Consider the following 18,238-nt stretch of genomic DNA (forward strand, 5'->3'; position numbering starts at 1 on the left):
ACAGGTACAAATAATTAGCGGCCCGCAGGCCGCTATCCGAAGATCAACTTTTTTTCAGGCAGGAACTCATGAAGGTTTTACGTGCATCACCGCTGAGTTTTTTATCACCCGCTTCGGTGTTACAGGTTTTCATCTTCATTTGTTGTGGCGTCATAGTGCCCATCTTGCTGTCTTTTTTCAGGCAGGAACTCATAAAGCTTTTACGCGCGTCACCTTTCAGGTTTTGAGAGGACGCGTGTTGATTACACATGGTCATTTTTTCCTGCTGTGCGGTCTTCTCTGCCGCACCCGCGCTGCCTGCAATCAGCAGGCCCGCAGCCATCATTGCCATAAGAAACGATTTCATTGCACCTTCTCCATAAAGTTATTGCCTGATAAGCCTGGCATGAGATAAGCAAAGCAGAAATAAATATAACGAAAAACGCCTGTGGCGATCACAGGCGTTGCGGGAAATCATATGCGGGGATGGTTTAACAGTTTTTCCACGTAATTGCGTAGCAGGATCGCGTCCGAAGAAGCCTCCTGATGCGCAACCGGCGACATTGCAACCTCAATACCCGAAGTAATGTCTTTTAATTGCTCCGGTTCGAGTTTACGTAACAAGGCCGTGACCACAATTTCCAGCGCCTCAACCTGAACCACTAACTCTTTAGACTCTTCTTCTTTTTCAGCCAGCTTAAGCAGGAGTTCCGCAATCAGATTTTTCATGCGACCAACTCAATTAGTTGAGGGAAATGCTGACGTTAGCATTGGGCAGAATAAAACAACAGGGATTTTTGTGGGATCCAGATAACACAGTTAAAAATGGCAGGAAAGAAAACTCAGCGCAGCATTTTATTATTAATCGGCGAAACGTTTCTCTGAAAAATAATGCTTTCGTGAAACGTTTCGCACGCCAAACAGTAATTAACGCAGGATGTTAATCACTTATGGACCCATAAATCCGCGACCCGGGCCACCGCCGTGACCGCCGCCGCCCCAACCACCTCCGCCACTTGGCGGCGGAAAAATACAACCGCTCAGCGCGGTCACCAATGCCACTACGGCTGCGAGTTTAACAATACGGACCATAATTACCTCAGGATGGAGAAATCGGGCTGAGTGTATGAGCCGCCGTCACGCCCGACAACACAGAATTCTCCGTAAGCTGGCGCTATTCATCTCTGCTCACCATGCTTAACAATTTACTGGCACTAAGCCAGGAGAAAACCGACAAAGACGTAATGAAAGCGATAAAAAATCCGCTCCGGCAAGGCGTCACGGCGCTTTACAGCTGGGGGAATTTCACGCAATGTGAGCGCATTACAATTAATGAGATCCCAACATGACATCTTTATCTGTTTCCCTCAGTGACATTCTGGCACGACGCGACTGGGAAAATCCGGTCGTCACCAGTCTGAATCGGCTTGACGCGCATCCGCCCTTTGCCAGCTGGCGTGAGGAACTGGCCGCGCGCGATGATCGTCCCTCCCCTTCACGCCAGAGTCTGAATGGTCAATGGACATTCAGCTATTTCACTCAGCCGGAAGCGGTACCGCAAAGCTGGCTATTGCAGGATCTGGCCGACGCGGACAACATTCCCGTCCCGGCAAACTGGCAGCTGCAAGGCTACGACGCACCGATTTATACCAATGTGCAATACCCGATCCCTGTCAATCCGCCTTTCGTGCCAGCCAGTAATCCCACCGGATGTTACTCGCTCACATTTAGTGTCGATGATGCCTGGCTGCAACAGGGCCAGACGCGCATTATTTTTGATGGCGTCAATTCGGCGTTCTTTCTCTGGTGCAATGGTCAGTGGATCGGTTATTCGCAGGATAGCCGCTTACCCGCCGAATTTGACCTGAGCCGCACCTTGCGCACCGGCAATAATCGCCTGGCGGTGATGGTGTTACGCTGGAGCGACGGCAGCTACCTTGAAGACCAGGATATGTGGCGCATGAGTGGTATTTTCCGCGATGTCACCCTGTTACATAAACCGGCGACACAGTTGGCGGATGTGCAGATCGAGACCGCACTCAGCCCGGAATATGTGCGCGGCGATTTGCGCGTGAACGTGAAGATCCACAGCCCGATACGCCCGCTGCCAGGCTGTCGGTTACGCCTGAGCCTATGGCAGGGCACAACCCTGATTGGCGAACATGAACAGGCACCGGGCAGCGCCATTATTGACGAGCGCGGTCACTACCCGGAGCAGTCCTTGCTGGTGCTGCCTGTCAGCCAGCCGCTGCTGTGGAGTGCCGAAACCCCCCATCTGTATCGCGCGGTGGTATCGCTGCTGGATGAGCAAGGCGCACTGCTGGAATCCGAGGCTTATGATGTCGGTTTCCGACGCGTCGCCATTGAGAACGGTCTGCTGTGTCTGAATGGTCAGCCGCTGCTGATTCGCGGCGTCAATCGCCATGAGCACCATCCGGAAAACGGTCAGGTGGTGGATGAAGCCAGTATGCGACGCGACATCGAACTGATGAAACGCCACAACTTCAACGCAGTGCGCTGCGCCCATTATCCCAATCATCCATTGTGGTATCGCCTGTGCGATGCATACGGTTTATACGTGGTGGATGAAGCCAATATCGAAACTCACGGTATGCAGCCGATGAATCGCCTCTCCAGCGATCCGCGTTGGTTTGCCGCTTACAGCGAACGTGTTACGCGCATGGTGCAGCGTGATCGAAATCATCCCTGCATCATTATCTGGTCGCTGGGCAATGAATCCGGCCACGGCAGCACGCATGATGCCTTGTATCAATGGGTGAAAAGCAGCGATCCCACCCGTCCGGTGCAATATGAAGGCGGCGGAGCCAACACCGCTGCCACCGATATTATTTGTCCGATGTATGCACGCGTCGATCAGGATCAACCCTTCCCGGCGGTGCCGAAATGGTCGCTGAAAAAATGGATCGGTTTGCCTGGCGAAACGCGCCCGCTGATCCTGTGTGAATATGCCCACGCGATGGGCAACAGCTTTGGCGGCTTTGCCAAATACTGGCAGGCATTTCGCCAGCACCCGCGTCTGCAGGGCGGTTTCGTCTGGGATTGGGTCGATCAAAGCCTGACACGCTACGACGAGCAAGGACAGCCGTGGCAGGCCTACGGTGGAGATTTTGGTGACACACCTAATGATCGTCAGTTCTGTATGAACGGGCTGGTGTTTGCCGACCGTTCTCCGCACCCGGCGTTATTCGAAGCGCAGCGCGCCCAGCAGTTTTTCCAGTTCACCCCGGATGCCCGGGATCCCTGGTGCTTTACCGTCAGCAGTGATTACCTGTTTCGCCACAGTGACAACGAGGTGCTGCGCTGGTCGATTGAGCAGGAAGGGGAAGCGATTGCCCATGGTGAACTGACACTGGCGATCGCACCGCGCGGCAGTCAGTCATTCAGCCTGCCGCCGGTGGAGAATTTACAGGGCAATTGCTGGCTCAATCTGGCAGTTCATCAGGTACAGCCGACGTCCTGGTCAGAAGCCGATGCTCGCGTTGCCTGGCAGCAGTGGCCGCTGCCCGCCGCTCTCCCTGCACGCACGCTGGCGAACCACGAACCGGCTCCGGTTATCGAATCGAATCACGATCTGATTGCCGTCTGCCTGCCGAACCAACGCTGGCATTTCTCCCGCCGCAGCGGTGAGCTGGTGCAGTGGTTTGTTAACGATGAAGAGACGCTGCTGACTCCGTTGCAGGATTGTTTTATCCGCGCGCCCATTGATAACGATATCGGCACCAGCGAGGCCGCCAATATTGATCCTAATGCCTGGGTCGAACGCTGGAAACGCGCCGGTTACGAGCAACTGGAGCCGCAGCTGGTGGACATGGAGCTGGATAGCCTGAAGCACAGCATATTGATCGACACGCGGCATCAGTGGCTGTTTGCCGGGCAAGTGGTTTTTACCAGCCGCAAACGCTATCAGATTCGCGGTACGGGTGAACTGACTATCGACATCGAGGTGGAACAGGCTGCCGGGCTGCCGCCCCCGGCGCGTATCGGTTTACGCTGCCAGCTGGCGCACACACCACAGCAGGTTAGCTGGCTGGGGCTGGGACCCGATGAAAACTATCCCGATCGCCAGCTGGCGGCGCAGTTCTCCCGCTGGCAATTGCCGCTGGACGCGATGCGCACCGATTACGTCTTCCCGGGCGAAAATGGCCTGCGGGGTGGCACTCGTCAGCTGGATAGTGGCAGCTGGCAGGTGAGCGGTGATTTTGCATTTTCGCTCAGCCCGCACAGCCTGGAACAACTGCGTGACACCTCACATCGCCACCTGCTGCAACCGGAAGCGGGTTGCTGGCTGCATCTCGATGGCTTCCATATGGGCGTCGGCGGTGATGATTCCTGGAGTCCGAGCGTTAGCCCGGAGTTCCTGCTTACTCAGCAGCGCTGGCACTTCGCTCTGACGCTGCGTCAGTAGTTTTCTCCGCCGATTCACGCTGACTCACCGGTTGAGTCAGCGTGGTTTTCGGGCGGCGATAGAAACGACGCAGCAACAGCACGTTAAGCAGCACCACCATCGCGGTAGCAAAGAATACCCAGCGATAGCCAGTCGCCGCCGAAACGGCCGCGCCCAGCAGTGGTCCCGCCACATTACCCAGATACATAAACGACTGGTTATAACCGAAGATGCGTCCGGTAACATTATCGCGGGAATGACGTACCAGCAGCGTTTGCACAGCGGGCATCATCGCGCCATCGGCAAAGCCCAGCAGAAAACGCAGTACGCCAAGCTGGGTGGCGCTGGTCACAAACGACATGGCGGTGAGCAACACCAGCGAGGTGATCATGGTGGCGATCAGAATGCGCTGGGTACCGATGCGGTCGCCGAGTTTGCCAAGGCGTGGTGCAGAGATCAGCGCTGAAATGCCCGGCAGCGCCGCGATAAAGCCGCTGAGGAAAGCAATGTTTTGCGCGTTCGGTGCCAGTTCACGTACGAACAACGTCAGGATCGGGTTCACCGATCCGTTGCACATCTGAATCACCATGGTGGTGACGAACAGGCAGACCATCAGACGCGGATTATCCAGACTGCGAAACACTTCGCGTCCGCTCATCTTGTCCTGCTTGCTGATCGGGGTATAGCCGGTTTCTTTAATCAGAAACAGCGTGACCAGAAAACTGATCAACAACAGCGCGGCGGTGACGATAAACACCAGACGCAGACCAAGCCAGTCAGCCAGCAGGCCGCCAATCATCGGCCCCAGGATCACGCCGCCAATCTGCCCGGTAGCCACACTGCTCAGCGCCCAGCCGCTGCGCTCGCGCGGCACCTGCGCGGCCACCAGCGCCATCGCGTTAGGAATATAGCCGGATGTCAGCCCCATCAGGGCGCGCAACAGCAGCAATTGCCAGGCGTGGGTGACAAAGGCCTGCAACAGGATCACCACCCCCATGCCAAAAGAAGCACGCAACAGCATCAGCTTGCGCCCTTTACGGTCCGCAAGGCTGCCCCACAGCGGTGCTACCGCAGCGGAAACCACGAAAGTGATACTAAAGGTGAGCCCCGACCACAGGCTGAGCGCATTATCTCCGCGTATCCCAAGATGTTCGATATACAACGGCAGAAACGGGATGATCTGGCTGATCGCCAGTCCGGTAAAAAAACAACCAAACCATACCGAGATCAGGTTGATTTTCCAGGGTTCAACGGAGCGTAACATGAGAAAGCACATCAAAAATGAAATGAAGGTTCAGTTTAACAATCAGCTGACATTACTGGACGGCAAAACATGGCATCAGGATAAAAACGCAGTTTTCCGCTGTACAGCTTACTTCTGTGCACAGCAAATATTACGCAGGCGGCAATTCTCAGCCGGTTAATGTGTAAAAACATTGCGGGAATGATTTTCGCTCACCGCCAATAGCTCAAAACGTGAAAAAATATTTCTGGCGGTTACTGACAATTTTTGGCGTCGCAACTATGTTTAAAAAATCACCAGCGACCGCTGGTGGGACGCTACCCGTTCTGGTCAGCGAGCATGCATAAACCACTATCTCCCCGCGGTTGCCTGTTCCGGGCGGCGGGCATCGTTGTCTCTGCGGAGGTCAGCTATGAGAACGCATCCCAACAGCGCCAGTCGGGCGATTACCGACTATTTTAACAGTCCTGCATGGCATGCACCGCACGAGACCGATCTGCTGGCCGCCATTATGCGTGAGTTGATGGATGATGGTCAGCCCGCAACCAGCAAAGCGGTGATCGCCAGAGTGATTGCCAAACTGGAATTCGAGGGTGATGAGCAACGACTGCAAAGTTATCGCAACCTGCTGGCACAGCTGCTGGAAGCACGTCCCCATGAGTAAAATTTTAATTTGCCACATTGCGTAGCGGCGCGATTTATCGCGCAGGTTTTGATTCACGCGCCCAGACATTGCGCGATAAATCGCGCCGCTACAGGATCTCGCAGGCAAAAAAATTCCCGCCGAAGCGGGAAGAAACAAGACGAGCATTGCATATTCGAGAGTGACGAGGAAATCTCCTAAATGCGTTGCTATCCTCGCCTGAGGCTGTGACAGCCCGATGACAATGCCATGTCGGTTTGATGTTACCCGCAATAGACCTTGCTGATTTTGCCGCTCTGGTCAGCCATAAAGTTGAGACGACGCAGATTGAAGTCCATGGTGACGGCCGAATTCCACGGAATGGCGCGCACCGGCACATCAAAGCGTTTGTTATGCAACACCGATAAGGGCTGGCCGATAGTGTTTTGATACTGCGATGCGCCGCACATATCGTTTTCCGCATCCTGGGTCGTCCCCGCTGCGGTGTCAGGTTTGGTCGCCGACTGGCAGGCGCTCAGGGCAAAAAATCCCAGCACCAGTAGCGCTTTTCCATAATATTTCACGTTTTCTCCTCCTGGATTTTCAGACAAACGGATGCCCGAGAGTCACCAAGCGTGCCCGTGATGCGCAAAGATTTCCAGCAGAAAAACCTCGTAAAATGGCGATTCCCTCCGCATTTTTTCGGATTAATCACACAATTTGCCCATTATCTCAGCAGGTATTGCGTAAAATGACCTAAGATTTATCTGAGGTGATGATGATGGAATTAGCAATTTTTATCGTTGTGGCAATTTTGATGACCTGCGTGGCCGTCAAAGTTCGTTAAACATCCTGTTTTTCCAGCAGCGCACTGAACGCCGCCAGCGGCATCGGTCGCCCAAGAAAGTAGCCCTGCCCCTCTTCGCACGACAATACTTTCAACTCGTTCAACTGCGCTTCTGTTTCAATCCCTTCGGCTGTGATGGTCAGCGCGAATGCCCGTGCCAGTGCCACAATCCCCGCCACCACCGATTGCGCCTGCTGTGACTCTGGAAACTCCTTCATCCATGAACGATCAATTTTCAGGCCGTTAAACGGAAACGCTTTCAGGTAACCCAGGGCGGCATAGCCGGTGCCGAAGTCATCTACGGTGAGACGCACGCCTAATGTCCGCAACCCCTGCATGATCTCCAGTGCGCGGTCCGGATTTTCAAAGGTAATATTTTCGGTGATCTCCAGCTCCAGACGGGTCGCTGGCAGTCCACTGGCAGCCAGCGCATGAGCCACGCGCTGCACCAGATCGCTGGTACGAAACTCAACCGGTGAGATATTGACCGACACATAACGTTGCTCGCCCCACGCACAGGCATCGGTGCACGCACGCATCAGTACCCAATCGCTGATGGCGGTAATCAACCCATTCTCTTCCGCGAGGGGAATAAAGCGATCTGGCGTGATCCACTTGTCCGCCGCCACCTGCCAGCGAATCAAGGCTTCAGCCCCCGCCAGCTGACCACTTTGCAGCTGATAACGCGGTTGATAATGCAGGCTAAATGCCTCGTTGCTAAGGGCGGCTTCTATCGCCTGTACCATTTCGCGTTTTGATTGCAAATGGCTCGCCATCTCATTGGAATACCACACCCATTGGTTGCGCCCGGCGGCCCGCGCCTGTCCCAGCGCGATATCTGCCAGACGCAGCAGCGCCTCCGGCTGGCTGGCATCCTGTGGCGCACAGACAATTCCCATGCTGGCGCTGAGGTTCAGCTGATGTGTACCACTCAACACCGGCTGATGCACCGCACGTTGCAGGGCACGGCAGCGGTACTCAACGCCCGCGCGTGAGGCCTCACGCATCACCAAAATAAATCCGTCGCCACCCAGTCGGGCAGCCAGCTCATGCGCACCCATCAGGCTACGCAGGCGTTGTGAAATCTGGTTCAGCACCGCATCACCGACCGTGTGCCCCCAGGTATCATTGATCGGCTTGAACTGATCGAGATCGAGGCTGATCACGATTAAGGGATCGTCATCGGTGGCCTGGTCGAGATGCGCCGTCAGGTACTCCTGCAACTGCATACGGTTTGCCAACCCGGTGAGAATGTCATGCCGTGACAGGAACTGGATGCGCGCCTGTGCATCGACTTCATAGGTAATGTCCGAGACGGTACCGCGAAAACCGGCACGTAATCCGTTACGACGAATGGTTTTCGCCATCAACTGCCCGATACGGCGCTCTCCCGCAGCAGACATAAACTGGCAACGCAGCGGCACGCGCTGCACATCCTCCCCCTGTCGCATCAGCCAGGCCACCAGCGAGTGGCTGGGATGGCTGAGCAGATGGTCAAGATGTCGCCCCAGCCAGCGTTTCACATCATGGCCGGTCACTTCGCTAAAACGTGAAGACAGATAGCACAGGCGTCCCTGATCATCGGTTTCCCAAATCCAGTCGGAGGCGGCTTCGGCCAAATCGCGAAAACGCTCCTCGCTGTCGGCCAGCTCACGCTGACTGATCACCAGCATTTCAAAGCGTCGATCGGAAAGTACCGCGTTATATAAGGCATGGCGGCTCACCCGCCGTGTCACCAGCGCAATGGTCAGCGCCGTCAACAGCAACAGGGGTAGCAGCAGCCAAATCAAACCCATACCCGGGTTTTTAGACTGCCAGCGAATCACCACGGGTTCAGCACCGCTGATCGTTTCCACCAACCGTGGCTCGTGCCGGGCATCACTGCTGCTGGTGGGAATACGTGGATTGATCACATCCATCGCTTTGCCCATCGCCTGAAGTTTCAGCGGAGTAAAAATATTCACAAACACCAACACGGATGGCGGACCGGGAAGAGTCGGTAAATTGGGCACTTTGCCGGGGGTTATGGGTGCAGCGGCAATCAGAGCCGGCTGTCCATTCACCAGTAAATTACGCGCTATCGCATCGTGCGTCAGTCTGCGAGTTACCGTCAAAAGCGCAGCGGTTTGTACGCCAAGCCAGCTTTCCAGCGGGGTATCCACCATCTCACCATTGATAACTGCGTAGCGCGTCTTTCCTGTGCCATCGACCACAAACACCCCTTCGTAGTGGTACTCTTTGTATAGGTTTGCGCCGAGGTTCTCTTCCTCATAAGCCCAGACTTTATTGAGCTGGAGATGCAGATTTTTATAGCCCTCGCCCCAGAAGGCATAATCGCGCACGTCTATCAGCATCTCTTGCTGGCGGGTATGCCACGCCTGGCGTAACAACATCTCGTCATGCTCGATGGAAACGTTATTTTGATGATGAGCGATAGCCAGCACCATCAGCATCGAGAGTATCAGGACACCAAACAGCAACACAGTCAGCGTGCGCAAGCTACGCCGCGTCACACGCACCGTGTGTGCTTCCATGTTGTCCCTGGCAGACAACAACGTATCCCGGTGAAACTCAGAATTCATGCGTAATGCTCGCGAAAAACAGACAGCGGAAAGAGGTGGCAGGCTGCGTTTCAATCACGCAGCGACGCCTGTAATGGTTTTTTCGGTTATCGGCGTGACACGCGGCAGATTTAGCCCAATGGCAGAATAATTGAGCAACAGAAAACTGCGCGCCGCCACCTCGACAGCGATCACCGCCATTGCTACTATGCGTTTTCCTCTGCTCGCTGAGTCGCCTATGGACACCCAATCCGACAAAGTTACGTTGACGCTGTTTTACGTTGGCAGCTTTGTGGTTTATTACCTCGTCACCATGTTGATTACGCTGTTTCCTAACTACGGGGTGCTGCGGAATGATGGTTTGCTGGTACCGGTGTTGTGTCTGTTCGAATTTGCGGTGATCTATCCCCTGTATCGCTTCTATTGTCAGCGTCGTAATGACATTCCGCTGGGCTACCTGCGTCCCGGCCAGACGCTGATGTTTATCGGTGCGTTGTTTATTCTGATGGCGGCACAAACCCAGTTCCTGCAACCGGAAGGCTGGCTGGTGGCGCAAACCCAGCAGGGACGCAATTCGATGCTGATCCTGTTGCTGACGGCAGTTTTGCTGGCACCGGTATTTGAAGAAGTGTTGTTTCGGGGATTTTTGCTACAGGGTTTCCTGCTGTGGGCACCGAAAAGCCGCTTCGCCTGCATGCTGCTGACGTCACTGCTGTTCGCCGTGATGCACACACAATACGTGCACTGGGAAACCATCGTGGCGCTGACGCTGTTCTCACTGCTGTTGTGCTACGCGCGCCTGCGCAGTAACAGCCTGGCACTGCCGGTGTTCCTGCACACGCTGAATAACCTTATCGCTATTCTGCCGGTCTGGTATTACGCATAAAAACAGCGCGATAACTCGCGCCGCGACCTTACGCTTTTTCCGCTTCGAAATGCTTTTTGAATTGTTCGTAGATTGAAATCATATTCGAGGCATCGCCGTGCAGCGGGCTGAGTTTCCCGGCACGCACCAGCTCAATCACCAGTTGCAGGGCGGCTTGTTTCGGGCTGCTGTCCGGGTGGGCAATTTCAGTAGACATCTTTGACTCACTTCTCATTTTTCCAGGGCCGCACAGTTTAGCTCAGATTGCGCTGCTGTTAAGCCCTGGTGCAGTTATAATATCGAAATTCGGGTAAAAAAAGCCGCTCAGGCTGATAAGCTGCTCCCATTTCGTTTGGCTATACTGGATCGTAAAAAAGGAACAAACAGTCACACTTTCCGTACCAGAGAAAATGTGTATCAGGAGCCAAACCATGTTGATTGGTTTTGTTTTATTAGTGAGCGCTTGTGGGCACGATGCCTGTGATGCCTTGCCCGTATCGGAATATATTTATCCGACCAAAGTGGCCTGTGAGCAAATGGCGGACCGGATTCATAAAGTCCGGCCAAAAGTGGTACTGATTTGCGGTGAAGTACACCGTTAATTTGGTGCCGATGAGTCTGCTGCCTGTGTATAAATTAACCAGGCGGCATTGCAAGTACGCGGCTTAGCGTTCAAAATATAAGCTGTTGTACACTTTTACCGTTGTGAATCCCATGAAGACTTCTCGCCCCCGTCGTCCGAACGGACGCTGGGTTTATTACATTTTGTATGACGGCATTCTCTGGCCCTGCCCGGTACGCTGGGAGTGGGAGAGCGGCTATGGCGGCTGGCTGCCCTTTTACTACTCACCAACCTTCGAATTTGTGGTGGGGGATCCGCGCAAAGCCTATCGTATTGCGCGCAGTAACGTACGCAGCGCGCGGCCGGACAACGAATACGCCTAAGCCTGGCCCAGCTGCCACGGCAACCAGCTGGCAGTGAGCAAATAATGCACCAGCTCCAGTACCAGAATGACCATCACCAGCACACCGAGTTTGTGGCGGCTAATCCAGTCTTTTAAGCCCATATCATTGCCGCCCAGCGAATCAGCAGCAACGCCCCGCAGATGCACAACAATACCAAAACCATTTTCCAATGTTTCTTCGCAGCCAGATATTTTGCCACGCACCCTCCCGGATGGCTGAACGTAACGATGCGCCCGCAGGCGCATCGTCGAGTTTAGCTCTGGTCCGCCGCTGAGGCGATCAATTATTCAGGGTATAGTCGAGGGTGATCTCGGCATTCAGTACCTGGGACACCGGGCAACCGGCTTTGGCTTTCTGAATAATTTCATCAAACTGGGCTTTATCAATACCGGGCAGCGATACGCTGCTGGTCAGGGCAATTTTGGTGATGGCAAAGCCTTCACCTTGCTTGTCCAGCGAGACATCCGCAGTAGTATCAATGCTTTTTGGCGGATGTCCGGCCTGGCCGAGCATCAGGGAGAGTGCCATGGAAAAACAGGCTGCGTGCGCGGCACCAATCAACTCTTCCGGATTAGTGCCCTTCTGCCCTTCAAAGCGCGTGTTAAAGCCATAAGGCTGGTTGCTCAACACGCCGCTTTCGGTACTGACGGTTCCCTTGCCTTTGATGTCACCTTCCCAATGGGCCGATCCTTTCTTATGAATGGTCATGTCATTCCTCCTGTTAGTCAGACAGGGAGTAAGTATAGACAACGCCCTTCACTCTGCCGGATCAACTCACCGCGCGCGGACGCACCGGGGCCAGCCCCACTTCGGACAGCAGCGCGTTAGCCTGAACCAGTGAATCCCGCGTAATATCCGCAATGGTTTTCGCCCCGGTCAGCGTCATCGCCACCTTCATCTCTTTCTCAATCAGCGTCAGCAGATTCTCCACGCCACGCTGACCATGTGTCGCCAGCGCATACAGGAAAGCACGACCGAGCAACACGCTGTCGGCACCGAGGGCGATCATCCGCACCACATCCAGACCGCTGCGAATGCCGCTGTCCGCCAGAATGGTGATATCGCCTTTCACCGCATCGGCAATCGCTGGCAGCGCCCGTGCGGAGGACAGCACGCCATCCAGCTGACGCCCACCGTGGTTGGAGACCACGATACCATCAGCACCAAACCGCACCGCGTCGCGCGCATCTTCTGCATCAAGAATGCCTTTGATCACCATCGGACCATCCCAGAATTCACGGATCCACTCCAGATCCTGCCACGAAATCGACGGGTCAAAATTATTGGCCAGCCAGCCAATATAATCTTCCAGCCCGGTCGGTTTGCCGAGATAGGTGGAGATATTGCCAAGATCGTGCGGACGGCCATGCAAACCGACATCCCACGCCCACTGCGGATGGGTCACCGCCTGCCAGTAACGACGCAGTGCCGCATTTGGCCCGCTCATCCCGGAGTGCGCATCACGGTAGCGCGCCCCAGGCGTGGGCATATCCACGGTAAACACCAGCGTTGAACAACCCGCCGCTTTGGCGCGTTCCAGCGCATTGCGCATAAAACCGCGATCGCGCAACACATACAGCTGGAACCACATCGGACGATTAATAGCCGGAGCCACTTCTTCAATCGGACACACCGACACCGTCGACAAAGTAAACGGAATACCTTTTAACGCGGCGGCGCGTGCTGCCTGCACTTCGCCGCGCCGGGCATACATGCCGCACAGACCCACCGGTGCCAGTGCCACCGGCATCGATAAGGTTTCATTAAACAATTTGGTCTCAAGGCTGAGATCGGACATGTTCTTCAGCACGCGCTGGCGCAACGCGATTTCCGCGAGGTCCGAGACGTTGTGCCGCAGCGTATGCTCAGCGTAGGCCCCCCCGTCGATATAGTGAAACAGGAACGGCGGCAGAATACGTTGCGCCGCAGCGCGGTAGTCACTAGCAGCAGAAATGATCATCAGGATTTGTCCTTGCGTTTATCCAGTTCATGCCCCGGCAGACGGGTAATGCGTGCCTGTCGGGCTTCATCTTCATGCAGGGTTTTTAAGGTGGTGTGGACGAAGCCGAGGTGGTCCATCGCCGCGAGGCGTGCCGCTTCAGCATCCCCCGCCAGAATGGCGTTCAGCAAAGCCTGATGTTGTTCCGTCAGGCGGTCAAAAATCACCGGCTGGGTATACATGCGCTGGCGACTTTGCATCACGGAAGATTGCAGCAGTTCGAAGAAGCCGCGCATGGTCTGCAACAGCACCACATTGTGCGAGGCTTCGGCAATGGCAAGGTGAAAACGCACGTCAGCCTGAGCGGCCAAATCGGGATCATCACGCTCACTCAGTTTCAGCGTGGCATCGAAGGCGTACTGCAATTTCTCTTTATCCGCCTCTGTAGCGCGTAACGCCGCATGCCAGGCGGTGCTGGCTTCAATGGCGTGACGCGCTTCGAGGATGTCATAACGGTAATCAGGATCGTCAGCCAGCAGCTGACGAATCGGGGCAACAATACGTTGTTCTGACCACGGCTCCTGCGGCTCGCAAAGCCAGGTGCCGCCGCCGCGTCGGCTGATTAACACGCCGCTGCTGATCAGTTGCTGAATGGCCTCGCGCAGCGACGAGCGCGAAACACCAAACTCAGCCGCCAGCTGCCGCTCTGCCGGCAGGCGCATGCCGGGTTGCAGCTGGTGCTCATCAATCCAGGCGCGCAACCGCGCCCGCAACGTCTCCGCTAAACGCGGCGTGTTTTCTGTCATGGAATCATCCAGGTTAAGACATAAGCCTGTAGCGTGGTGATCACCCCCACCATGCAGGTAAAGATCAGGCTATGTTTGACGGTAAAACGGAACAGGTCCGACTCTTTGCCCACCAGCCCAACGGCGGCACAGGCAATGGCGATTGACTGTGGTGAAATCATCTTACCCGTTACCCCGCCGGTGGTATTGGCCGCCACCAGCAACACATCGGACACCCCAATCTGTTGCGCCGTGGTCGCCTGCAAAGCGGCAAACAACGCGTTTGAAGAGGTATCCGAGCCGGTCAGGAACACGCCAAGCCAACCGAGGAACGGTGAGAAGAAGGTGAAGGCGTCGCCGGTATGGGCCAGCGCCAGCGCCAAGGTGGCAGACAGACCGGAATAGTTGGAGATAAAGGCGAAGGCCAGCACCATGCCAATCGAGTAAATCGGCAGCGCCAGCTCTTTTAGCGTCTCGCCAAAGGTTTCCAGCGCCGCTTGCGGCTTCATCCGCAGCCAAATCACTGACAGCACTGCCGCCACCAGAATCGCGGTACCTGTCGCTGATACCACATCAAATTTGAACAGCGCCGGATAGGGCGTCGCGCTACCGACCACCGGGGGCATACGCGCCACCAGTTCATGCAGCAACGGCACCGGAAAGGTGAATACCCAGTCATACAGCGCACCGCCTTTGGCAAACAACGCTTTAAACGGCGGGATACTCCACAGCGTAACGGTGGCGGTGAGAAACAGGAACGGCATCCAGGCGCGGATGACCTGCGTGGCGCTATAACGCTGACGTGACAGGTTCTGATCCACCAGCGAAGCGCCCACATCATTGAAGCGGAAAATCCTCACCGGTTTCCAGCGACGCAGGAACAGCGTCAGACATATCAGGGATGCCAGCGAGGAAATGATATCCGGCAGCTCCGGGCCGAGGAAGTTAGAGCTGAGGAACTGGGCGATAGCAAACGATCCCCCCGCCACCATCACCGCCGGCCAGGTTTCTTTCACCCCACGCCAGCCATCCATAATCGCCATAATCCAGAACAGCACGATGATGGTCAGGAACGGCAGCTGACGCCCTGCCATCTGTCCGATATGGAAGCTGTCCAGCCCGGTGACCTGCCCGGCAACAATGATCGGGATCCCCATCGCGCCAAACGCCACCGGCGCGGTGTTGACGATCAGACACAAGCCAGCGGCATACAGCGGATTGAAACCCAGCCCTACCAGCAACGCGGCGGTGATCGCCACCGGTGCGCCAAAACCCGCAGCCCCTTCAAGGAAGGCACCAAATGAGAAGCCGACAATCAGCATCTGCAAACGTTGATCCGGGGTGATTGACAGAATCGAAGCACGAATAATGTCGAACTGACCGGTTTTCACCGAAATTTTGTAGACGAACACCGCCGCGACAATGATCCAGGCGATCGGCCACAGGCCGTAGAGAAAACCATAAACCACCGAGGCTAGCGCCTGCCCCACCGGCATACCGTACAGCAGCAAGGCCACCAGCAGTGCCAGTACCACCGTCGCCGTCCCCGCCTGATAGCCTTTCAGCTTGAGCTTAATCAGCGCGAAGAAAAAGAACACAATCGGGATCACCGCCACCAGGCTGGAGAGCCAGATATTGCCGAGAGGATCATAATTTTGTTGCCAGACTTGCATGCTGCGATCTCCAGAGGTCACCAGAAGTCTGCGTGACGCATCAGAGGTGCACCACACGTAATTTGCCGCTGTTTTTAGCTAAATTGGTCCGACCAAAATTCAGCTAACCGGGCTTTCTGGGTCCAGATAGTTAACGCATTGTTAATCTAAAGCAACGAGGCTGGGGTGATTTTTCGTGTTATGTGACGTCATGGCAACATTTAAAGTCGATTGGTAGGACCAATCAGCTACCGAAGTCTGCCTTCTGAAACAAGAAAGCCTCCAGGTGCGGAGGCTTTAGGAATAATCAGGCATAGGCAACTGCATCCCATGCCATGCTGGATGATTACGATAACATCTGAATAGCCAGCGCATAGAGCCGCTGGTTTTCTTCGTCGCTGACAGGCTCTTCTTCCGCGTAACAGGCAATCATGGAACTGACTTTGTCAGATGACAGCGTCTCTCCATGAATGTGTAGGGTCAACACGGCGCGGCCGACGATTTTCAGAATGTCCTCGTTATGTCCCTGAACGTAGTGACTCAATGAAGTGACCTCTGAAGTTGTTTTATCTTTGCCAAATGGCGCGCTAAATATAAAACAGAGTGACCGCCTCGTTTAATCAGATTTTCCTGTAACAGACAGGAAAGATAAGTATAACATCAGTGAATGTGGGCGATTCTGGTGTTAACCTGCGGCCATTTTGCTGTAAAATCAGTCTTTTTTGTCTGATGCAGATTTTCAGACTGTCAGAAATTTCGGAAAAAACATCAAAACTTTGCGATGATTTATGTCGAAAAATAAACCAAATATTTCCAGATTTTTATTGGTTCCCGTAAGTAATCACCTCACTACCCCCGCGTGATTTATCATTGATGAGACCGCCCCTTTCTGCCAGACTGGCCGCCGCAACTCCGCCCGATATCAGAGACTGTTCCGTGACTGCTTTTTCTACCCTGACGCAACTGCCCGCCAGCCAACTCGACAACCTGCGCGAGATGGGTTTTGACGCCATGACGCCAATCCAGGCTGCCGCCCTGCCCGCCATTTTGCAGGGGCGCGACGTGCGTGCGCAGGCAAAAACCGGTAGCGGCAAAACCGCCGCCTTTGGTATCGGTCTGCTGCAACGGATTGAAAACAGCCAGTTTCATACTCAGGCGTTAGTATTGTGCCCGACGCGCGAGCTGGCAGATCAGGTCAGCAACGTGTTACGTCAGCTGGCGCGTTTCACGCGTAACATAAAAATTCTGACGTTATGCGGTGGTCAGCCGATGAGCGCGCAGCGTGATTCACTGGTGCACGCCCCGCATATCGTGGTCGGTACGCCGGGCCGTATCCTTGATCATCTGAAGCGTGACAACCTCGACCTCAGCCAGCTGCAAACTCTGGTGCTGGATGAAGCAGATCGTATGCTGGAGATGGGTTTCCGTGACGACATGGAAGCCATTATCGGCTTTACCCCGGCATCCCGTCAGACATTGCTGTTTTCCGCCACCTGGCCAGACAGCATCGCCAGCCTGAGCGAACGCTATCAGCGTGACGCACTGGCAGTGGCGACCGAAACCGAAGCCGAACTGCCTGCCATTGAACAGCAGTTTGTCGAAGTCAGCGCCAGCGAACGTATCAATCTGCTGAGCGCGCAGCTCAGCCAGCAGCAACCCGCTTCCTGTGTGGTGTTCTGCAACACCAAACGTGAGTGCGATGACATTGCCGCCGCCCTGAACGATCGGCAGATTAGCGCCCTCGCCCTGCATGGCGATCTGGAACAACGCGATCGTGAACGCGTGCTGATCCGTTTTGCCAACGGCAGCAGCCGGGTGTTGATCGCTACCGACGTGGCGGCACGTGGTCTGGACATTAAAGCGCTATCGCTGGTGGTGAACTTCCAGCTGGCGTGGGATCCGGAAGTGCACCTGCACCGTATTGGTCGTACTGGCCGCGCTGGAGAAACCGGTCTGGCGGTCAGTTTCGTCGCCGCCGATGAGATGGTGCGCGCCCATGCCCTGGAAGATTATCTGCAACAGAAGCTCAAATGGGTTGCCGCCAGTACCCTGAAAGGTAATGCGGTGAAAGCGCTGCCTGCCACGATGATGACGCTGTGTATCGATGGTGGCCGCAAAGCCAAAATCCGTCCCGGTGATATCCTCGGCGCACTGACGGGCGAAGCCGGTTTCAATGCCGATCAGATCGGTAAGATCGATCTCACCCCTACCCATGCTTATGTGGCGATTGCGGCCTCCCAGGCCAAAGCGGCCTTGATCAAGCTAAAAGAAGGCAAGATCAAAGGCAAAAGCGTGCGTGCCATTCTGCTGAAATGATCCGGCCAGCGTGAGGGCGATCGCCTTCACGCTAAAATTCCCCTCTCCACTCTCTATT

General features: G+C 55.2%; 18 protein-coding genes. 6 read left to right on the plus strand and 12 right to left on the minus strand.

All coding sequences use genetic code 11. The features are described from left to right. Positions 1-43: 43 nt before the first annotated feature. Positions 44-346, minus strand: a complete 303-nt coding sequence (locus RCF31_RS08460) for a PsiF family protein (RefSeq protein WP_299457112.1) — start codon at positions 344-346, stop codon at positions 44-46. 107 nt (positions 347-453) lie between these two features. After that, complete coding sequence (gene iraP, locus RCF31_RS08465) at positions 454-708, minus strand: anti-adapter protein IraP (protein WP_299457115.1); 255 nt, start codon at positions 706-708, stop codon at positions 454-456. Between the two features lie 616 nt (positions 709-1,324). Here iraP and RCF31_RS08470 point away from each other — a divergent pair. After that, positions 1,325-4,405 carry a beta-galactosidase gene (locus tag RCF31_RS08470; protein WP_416413053.1) on the plus strand — a complete coding sequence of 1,027 codons (3,081 nt, stop codon included), beginning with the start codon at positions 1,325-1,327 and terminating at the stop codon, positions 4,403-4,405. Here the strand turns inward: RCF31_RS08470 and RCF31_RS08475 are convergent. Then, positions 4,362-5,648: a multidrug efflux MFS transporter gene (locus RCF31_RS08475; RefSeq protein WP_299457119.1), complete on the minus strand. Its 1,287-nt coding sequence runs from the start codon at positions 5,646-5,648 to the stop codon at positions 4,362-4,364. The two genes, RCF31_RS08470 and RCF31_RS08475, sit on opposite strands and share 44 nt — an antisense overlap. Before the next feature lie 391 nt (positions 5,649-6,039). On the opposite strand from RCF31_RS08475, the gene RCF31_RS08480 reads away from it, so the two are divergent. Next, positions 6,040-6,291 carry a biofilm development regulator YmgB/AriR family protein gene (locus RCF31_RS08480; protein WP_084873013.1) on the plus strand — a complete coding sequence of 84 codons (252 nt, stop codon included), beginning with the start codon at positions 6,040-6,042 and terminating at the stop codon, positions 6,289-6,291. Positions 6,292-6,533: 242 nt separating this feature from the next. Here RCF31_RS08480 and RCF31_RS08485 read toward each other — a convergent pair whose 3' ends face one another. Continuing rightward, the gene (locus tag RCF31_RS08485) at positions 6,534-6,833 is read right to left on the minus strand and encodes an I78 family peptidase inhibitor (protein ID WP_416413054.1); all 300 of its coding nucleotides are present in this window, start codon (positions 6,831-6,833) and stop codon (positions 6,534-6,536) included. Positions 6,834-7,092: 259 nt separating this feature from the next. Further along, a complete protein-coding gene (locus RCF31_RS08490) occupies positions 7,093-9,630 on the minus strand; it encodes an EAL domain-containing protein (RefSeq protein WP_416413055.1) in 2,538 nt (845 codons plus the stop codon). 265 nt (positions 9,631-9,895) lie between these two features. Between RCF31_RS08490 and RCF31_RS08495 the strand changes: the two genes are divergently transcribed. Then, a complete protein-coding gene (locus RCF31_RS08495) occupies positions 9,896-10,543 on the plus strand; it encodes a CPBP family intramembrane glutamic endopeptidase (protein ID WP_084873007.1) in 648 nt (215 codons plus the stop codon). A gap of 28 nt (positions 10,544-10,571) precedes the next feature. On the opposite strand, the gene RCF31_RS08500 is transcribed toward RCF31_RS08495, so the two are convergent. Then, entirely contained in the window at positions 10,572-10,739 is a 168-nt protein-coding gene (locus tag RCF31_RS08500) for a hypothetical protein (protein ID WP_299457125.1), read from the minus strand. 214 nt (positions 10,740-10,953) lie between these two features. On the opposite strand from RCF31_RS08500, the gene RCF31_RS08505 reads away from it, so the two are divergent. Beyond that, positions 10,954-11,124: a hypothetical protein gene (locus RCF31_RS08505; RefSeq protein WP_299457127.1), complete on the plus strand. Its 171-nt coding sequence runs from the start codon at positions 10,954-10,956 to the stop codon at positions 11,122-11,124. A 112-nt stretch (positions 11,125-11,236) separates the two neighbouring features. Then, positions 11,237-11,467, plus strand: coding sequence for a hypothetical protein (locus RCF31_RS08510; RefSeq protein WP_084873005.1), 231 nt, complete (start codon positions 11,237-11,239; stop codon positions 11,465-11,467). A 112-nt stretch (positions 11,468-11,579) separates the two neighbouring features. Here the strand turns inward: RCF31_RS08510 and yniD are convergent, their stop codons facing one another. The 6 genes from yniD to RCF31_RS08540 all read right to left on the minus strand — a co-directional run bounded on the left by yniD (position 11,580) and on the right by RCF31_RS08540 (position 16,408). Continuing rightward, positions 11,580-11,687, minus strand: a complete 108-nt coding sequence (gene yniD, locus RCF31_RS08515; RefSeq protein ID WP_223300457.1) for a small membrane protein YniD — start codon at positions 11,685-11,687, stop codon at positions 11,580-11,582. An 80-nt stretch (positions 11,688-11,767) separates the two neighbouring features. Continuing rightward, on the minus strand, positions 11,768-12,196 hold the full coding sequence (locus RCF31_RS08520) for an OsmC family protein (protein WP_084873003.1): 429 nt from the start codon (positions 12,194-12,196) through the stop codon (positions 11,768-11,770). Positions 12,197-12,257: 61 nt separating this feature from the next. Further along, positions 12,258-13,448: an FMN-dependent L-lactate dehydrogenase LldD gene (gene lldD / locus RCF31_RS08525; protein ID WP_416413056.1), complete on the minus strand. Its 1,191-nt coding sequence runs from the start codon at positions 13,446-13,448 to the stop codon at positions 12,258-12,260. After that, the gene (gene lldR, locus RCF31_RS08530; RefSeq protein ID WP_299457139.1) at positions 13,448-14,233 is read right to left on the minus strand and encodes a transcriptional regulator LldR; all 786 of its coding nucleotides are present in this window, start codon (positions 14,231-14,233) and stop codon (positions 13,448-13,450) included. Before lldR ends, lldD begins: the two co-directional genes overlap by 1 nt. Then, a complete protein-coding gene (lldP, locus tag RCF31_RS08535) occupies positions 14,230-15,885 on the minus strand; it encodes an L-lactate permease (RefSeq protein ID WP_416413057.1) in 1,656 nt (551 codons plus the stop codon). Before lldP ends, lldR begins: the two co-directional genes overlap by 4 nt. A gap of 325 nt (positions 15,886-16,210) precedes the next feature. Beyond that, positions 16,211-16,408, minus strand: coding sequence for a hypothetical protein (locus RCF31_RS08540; RefSeq protein WP_299457143.1), 198 nt, complete (start codon positions 16,406-16,408; stop codon positions 16,211-16,213). 392 nt (positions 16,409-16,800) lie between these two features. Here RCF31_RS08540 and dbpA point away from each other — a divergent pair, with 392 nt between their 5' ends. Next, entirely contained in the window at positions 16,801-18,180 is a 1,380-nt protein-coding gene (dbpA, locus tag RCF31_RS08545; RefSeq protein ID WP_299457146.1) for an ATP-dependent RNA helicase DbpA, read from the plus strand. The last annotated feature ends 58 nt before the right edge of the window (positions 18,181-18,238 follow it).

The organism is Pantoea sp. App145 (genome assembly GCF_047947045.1).
Classification (GTDB): Bacteria; Pseudomonadota; Gammaproteobacteria; order Enterobacterales; family Enterobacteriaceae; genus Pantoea.

Bases quoted from the DNA above. Each gene is read 5' to 3' on its own strand.
- lldP (WP_416413057.1), bottom strand. From the start codon at position 15,885: ATGCAAGTCTGGCAACAAAATTATGATCCTCTCGGCAATATCTGGCTC.
- RCF31_RS08490 (WP_416413055.1), bottom strand. From the start codon at position 9,630: ATGGAAGCACACACGGTGCGTGTGACGCGGCGTAGCTTGCGCACGCTG.
- RCF31_RS08510 (WP_084873005.1), top strand. From the start codon at position 11,237: ATGAAGACTTCTCGCCCCCGTCGTCCGAACGGACGCTGGGTTTATTAC.
- RCF31_RS08500 (WP_299457125.1), bottom strand. From the start codon at position 10,739: ATGTCTACTGAAATTGCCCACCCGGACAGCAGCCCGAAACAAGCCGCC.
- RCF31_RS08475 (WP_299457119.1), bottom strand. From the start codon at position 5,648: ATGTTACGCTCCGTTGAACCCTGGAAAATCAACCTGATCTCGGTATGG.
- RCF31_RS08470 (WP_416413053.1), top strand. From the start codon at position 1,325: ATGACATCTTTATCTGTTTCCCTCAGTGACATTCTGGCACGACGCGAC.
- RCF31_RS08505 (WP_299457127.1), top strand. From the start codon at position 10,954: ATGTTGATTGGTTTTGTTTTATTAGTGAGCGCTTGTGGGCACGATGCC.
- lldR (WP_299457139.1), bottom strand. From the start codon at position 14,233: ATGACAGAAAACACGCCGCGTTTAGCGGAGACGTTGCGGGCGCGGTTG.
- RCF31_RS08495 (WP_084873007.1), top strand. From the start codon at position 9,896: ATGGACACCCAATCCGACAAAGTTACGTTGACGCTGTTTTACGTTGGC.
- lldD (WP_416413056.1), bottom strand. From the start codon at position 13,448: ATGATCATTTCTGCTGCTAGTGACTACCGCGCTGCGGCGCAACGTATT.
- RCF31_RS08460 (WP_299457112.1), bottom strand. From the start codon at position 346: ATGAAATCGTTTCTTATGGCAATGATGGCTGCGGGCCTGCTGATTGCA.
- RCF31_RS08520 (WP_084873003.1), bottom strand. From the start codon at position 12,196: ATGACCATTCATAAGAAAGGATCGGCCCATTGGGAAGGTGACATCAAA.
- iraP (WP_299457115.1), bottom strand. From the start codon at position 708: ATGAAAAATCTGATTGCGGAACTCCTGCTTAAGCTGGCTGAAAAAGAA.
- RCF31_RS08480 (WP_084873013.1), top strand. From the start codon at position 6,040: ATGAGAACGCATCCCAACAGCGCCAGTCGGGCGATTACCGACTATTTT.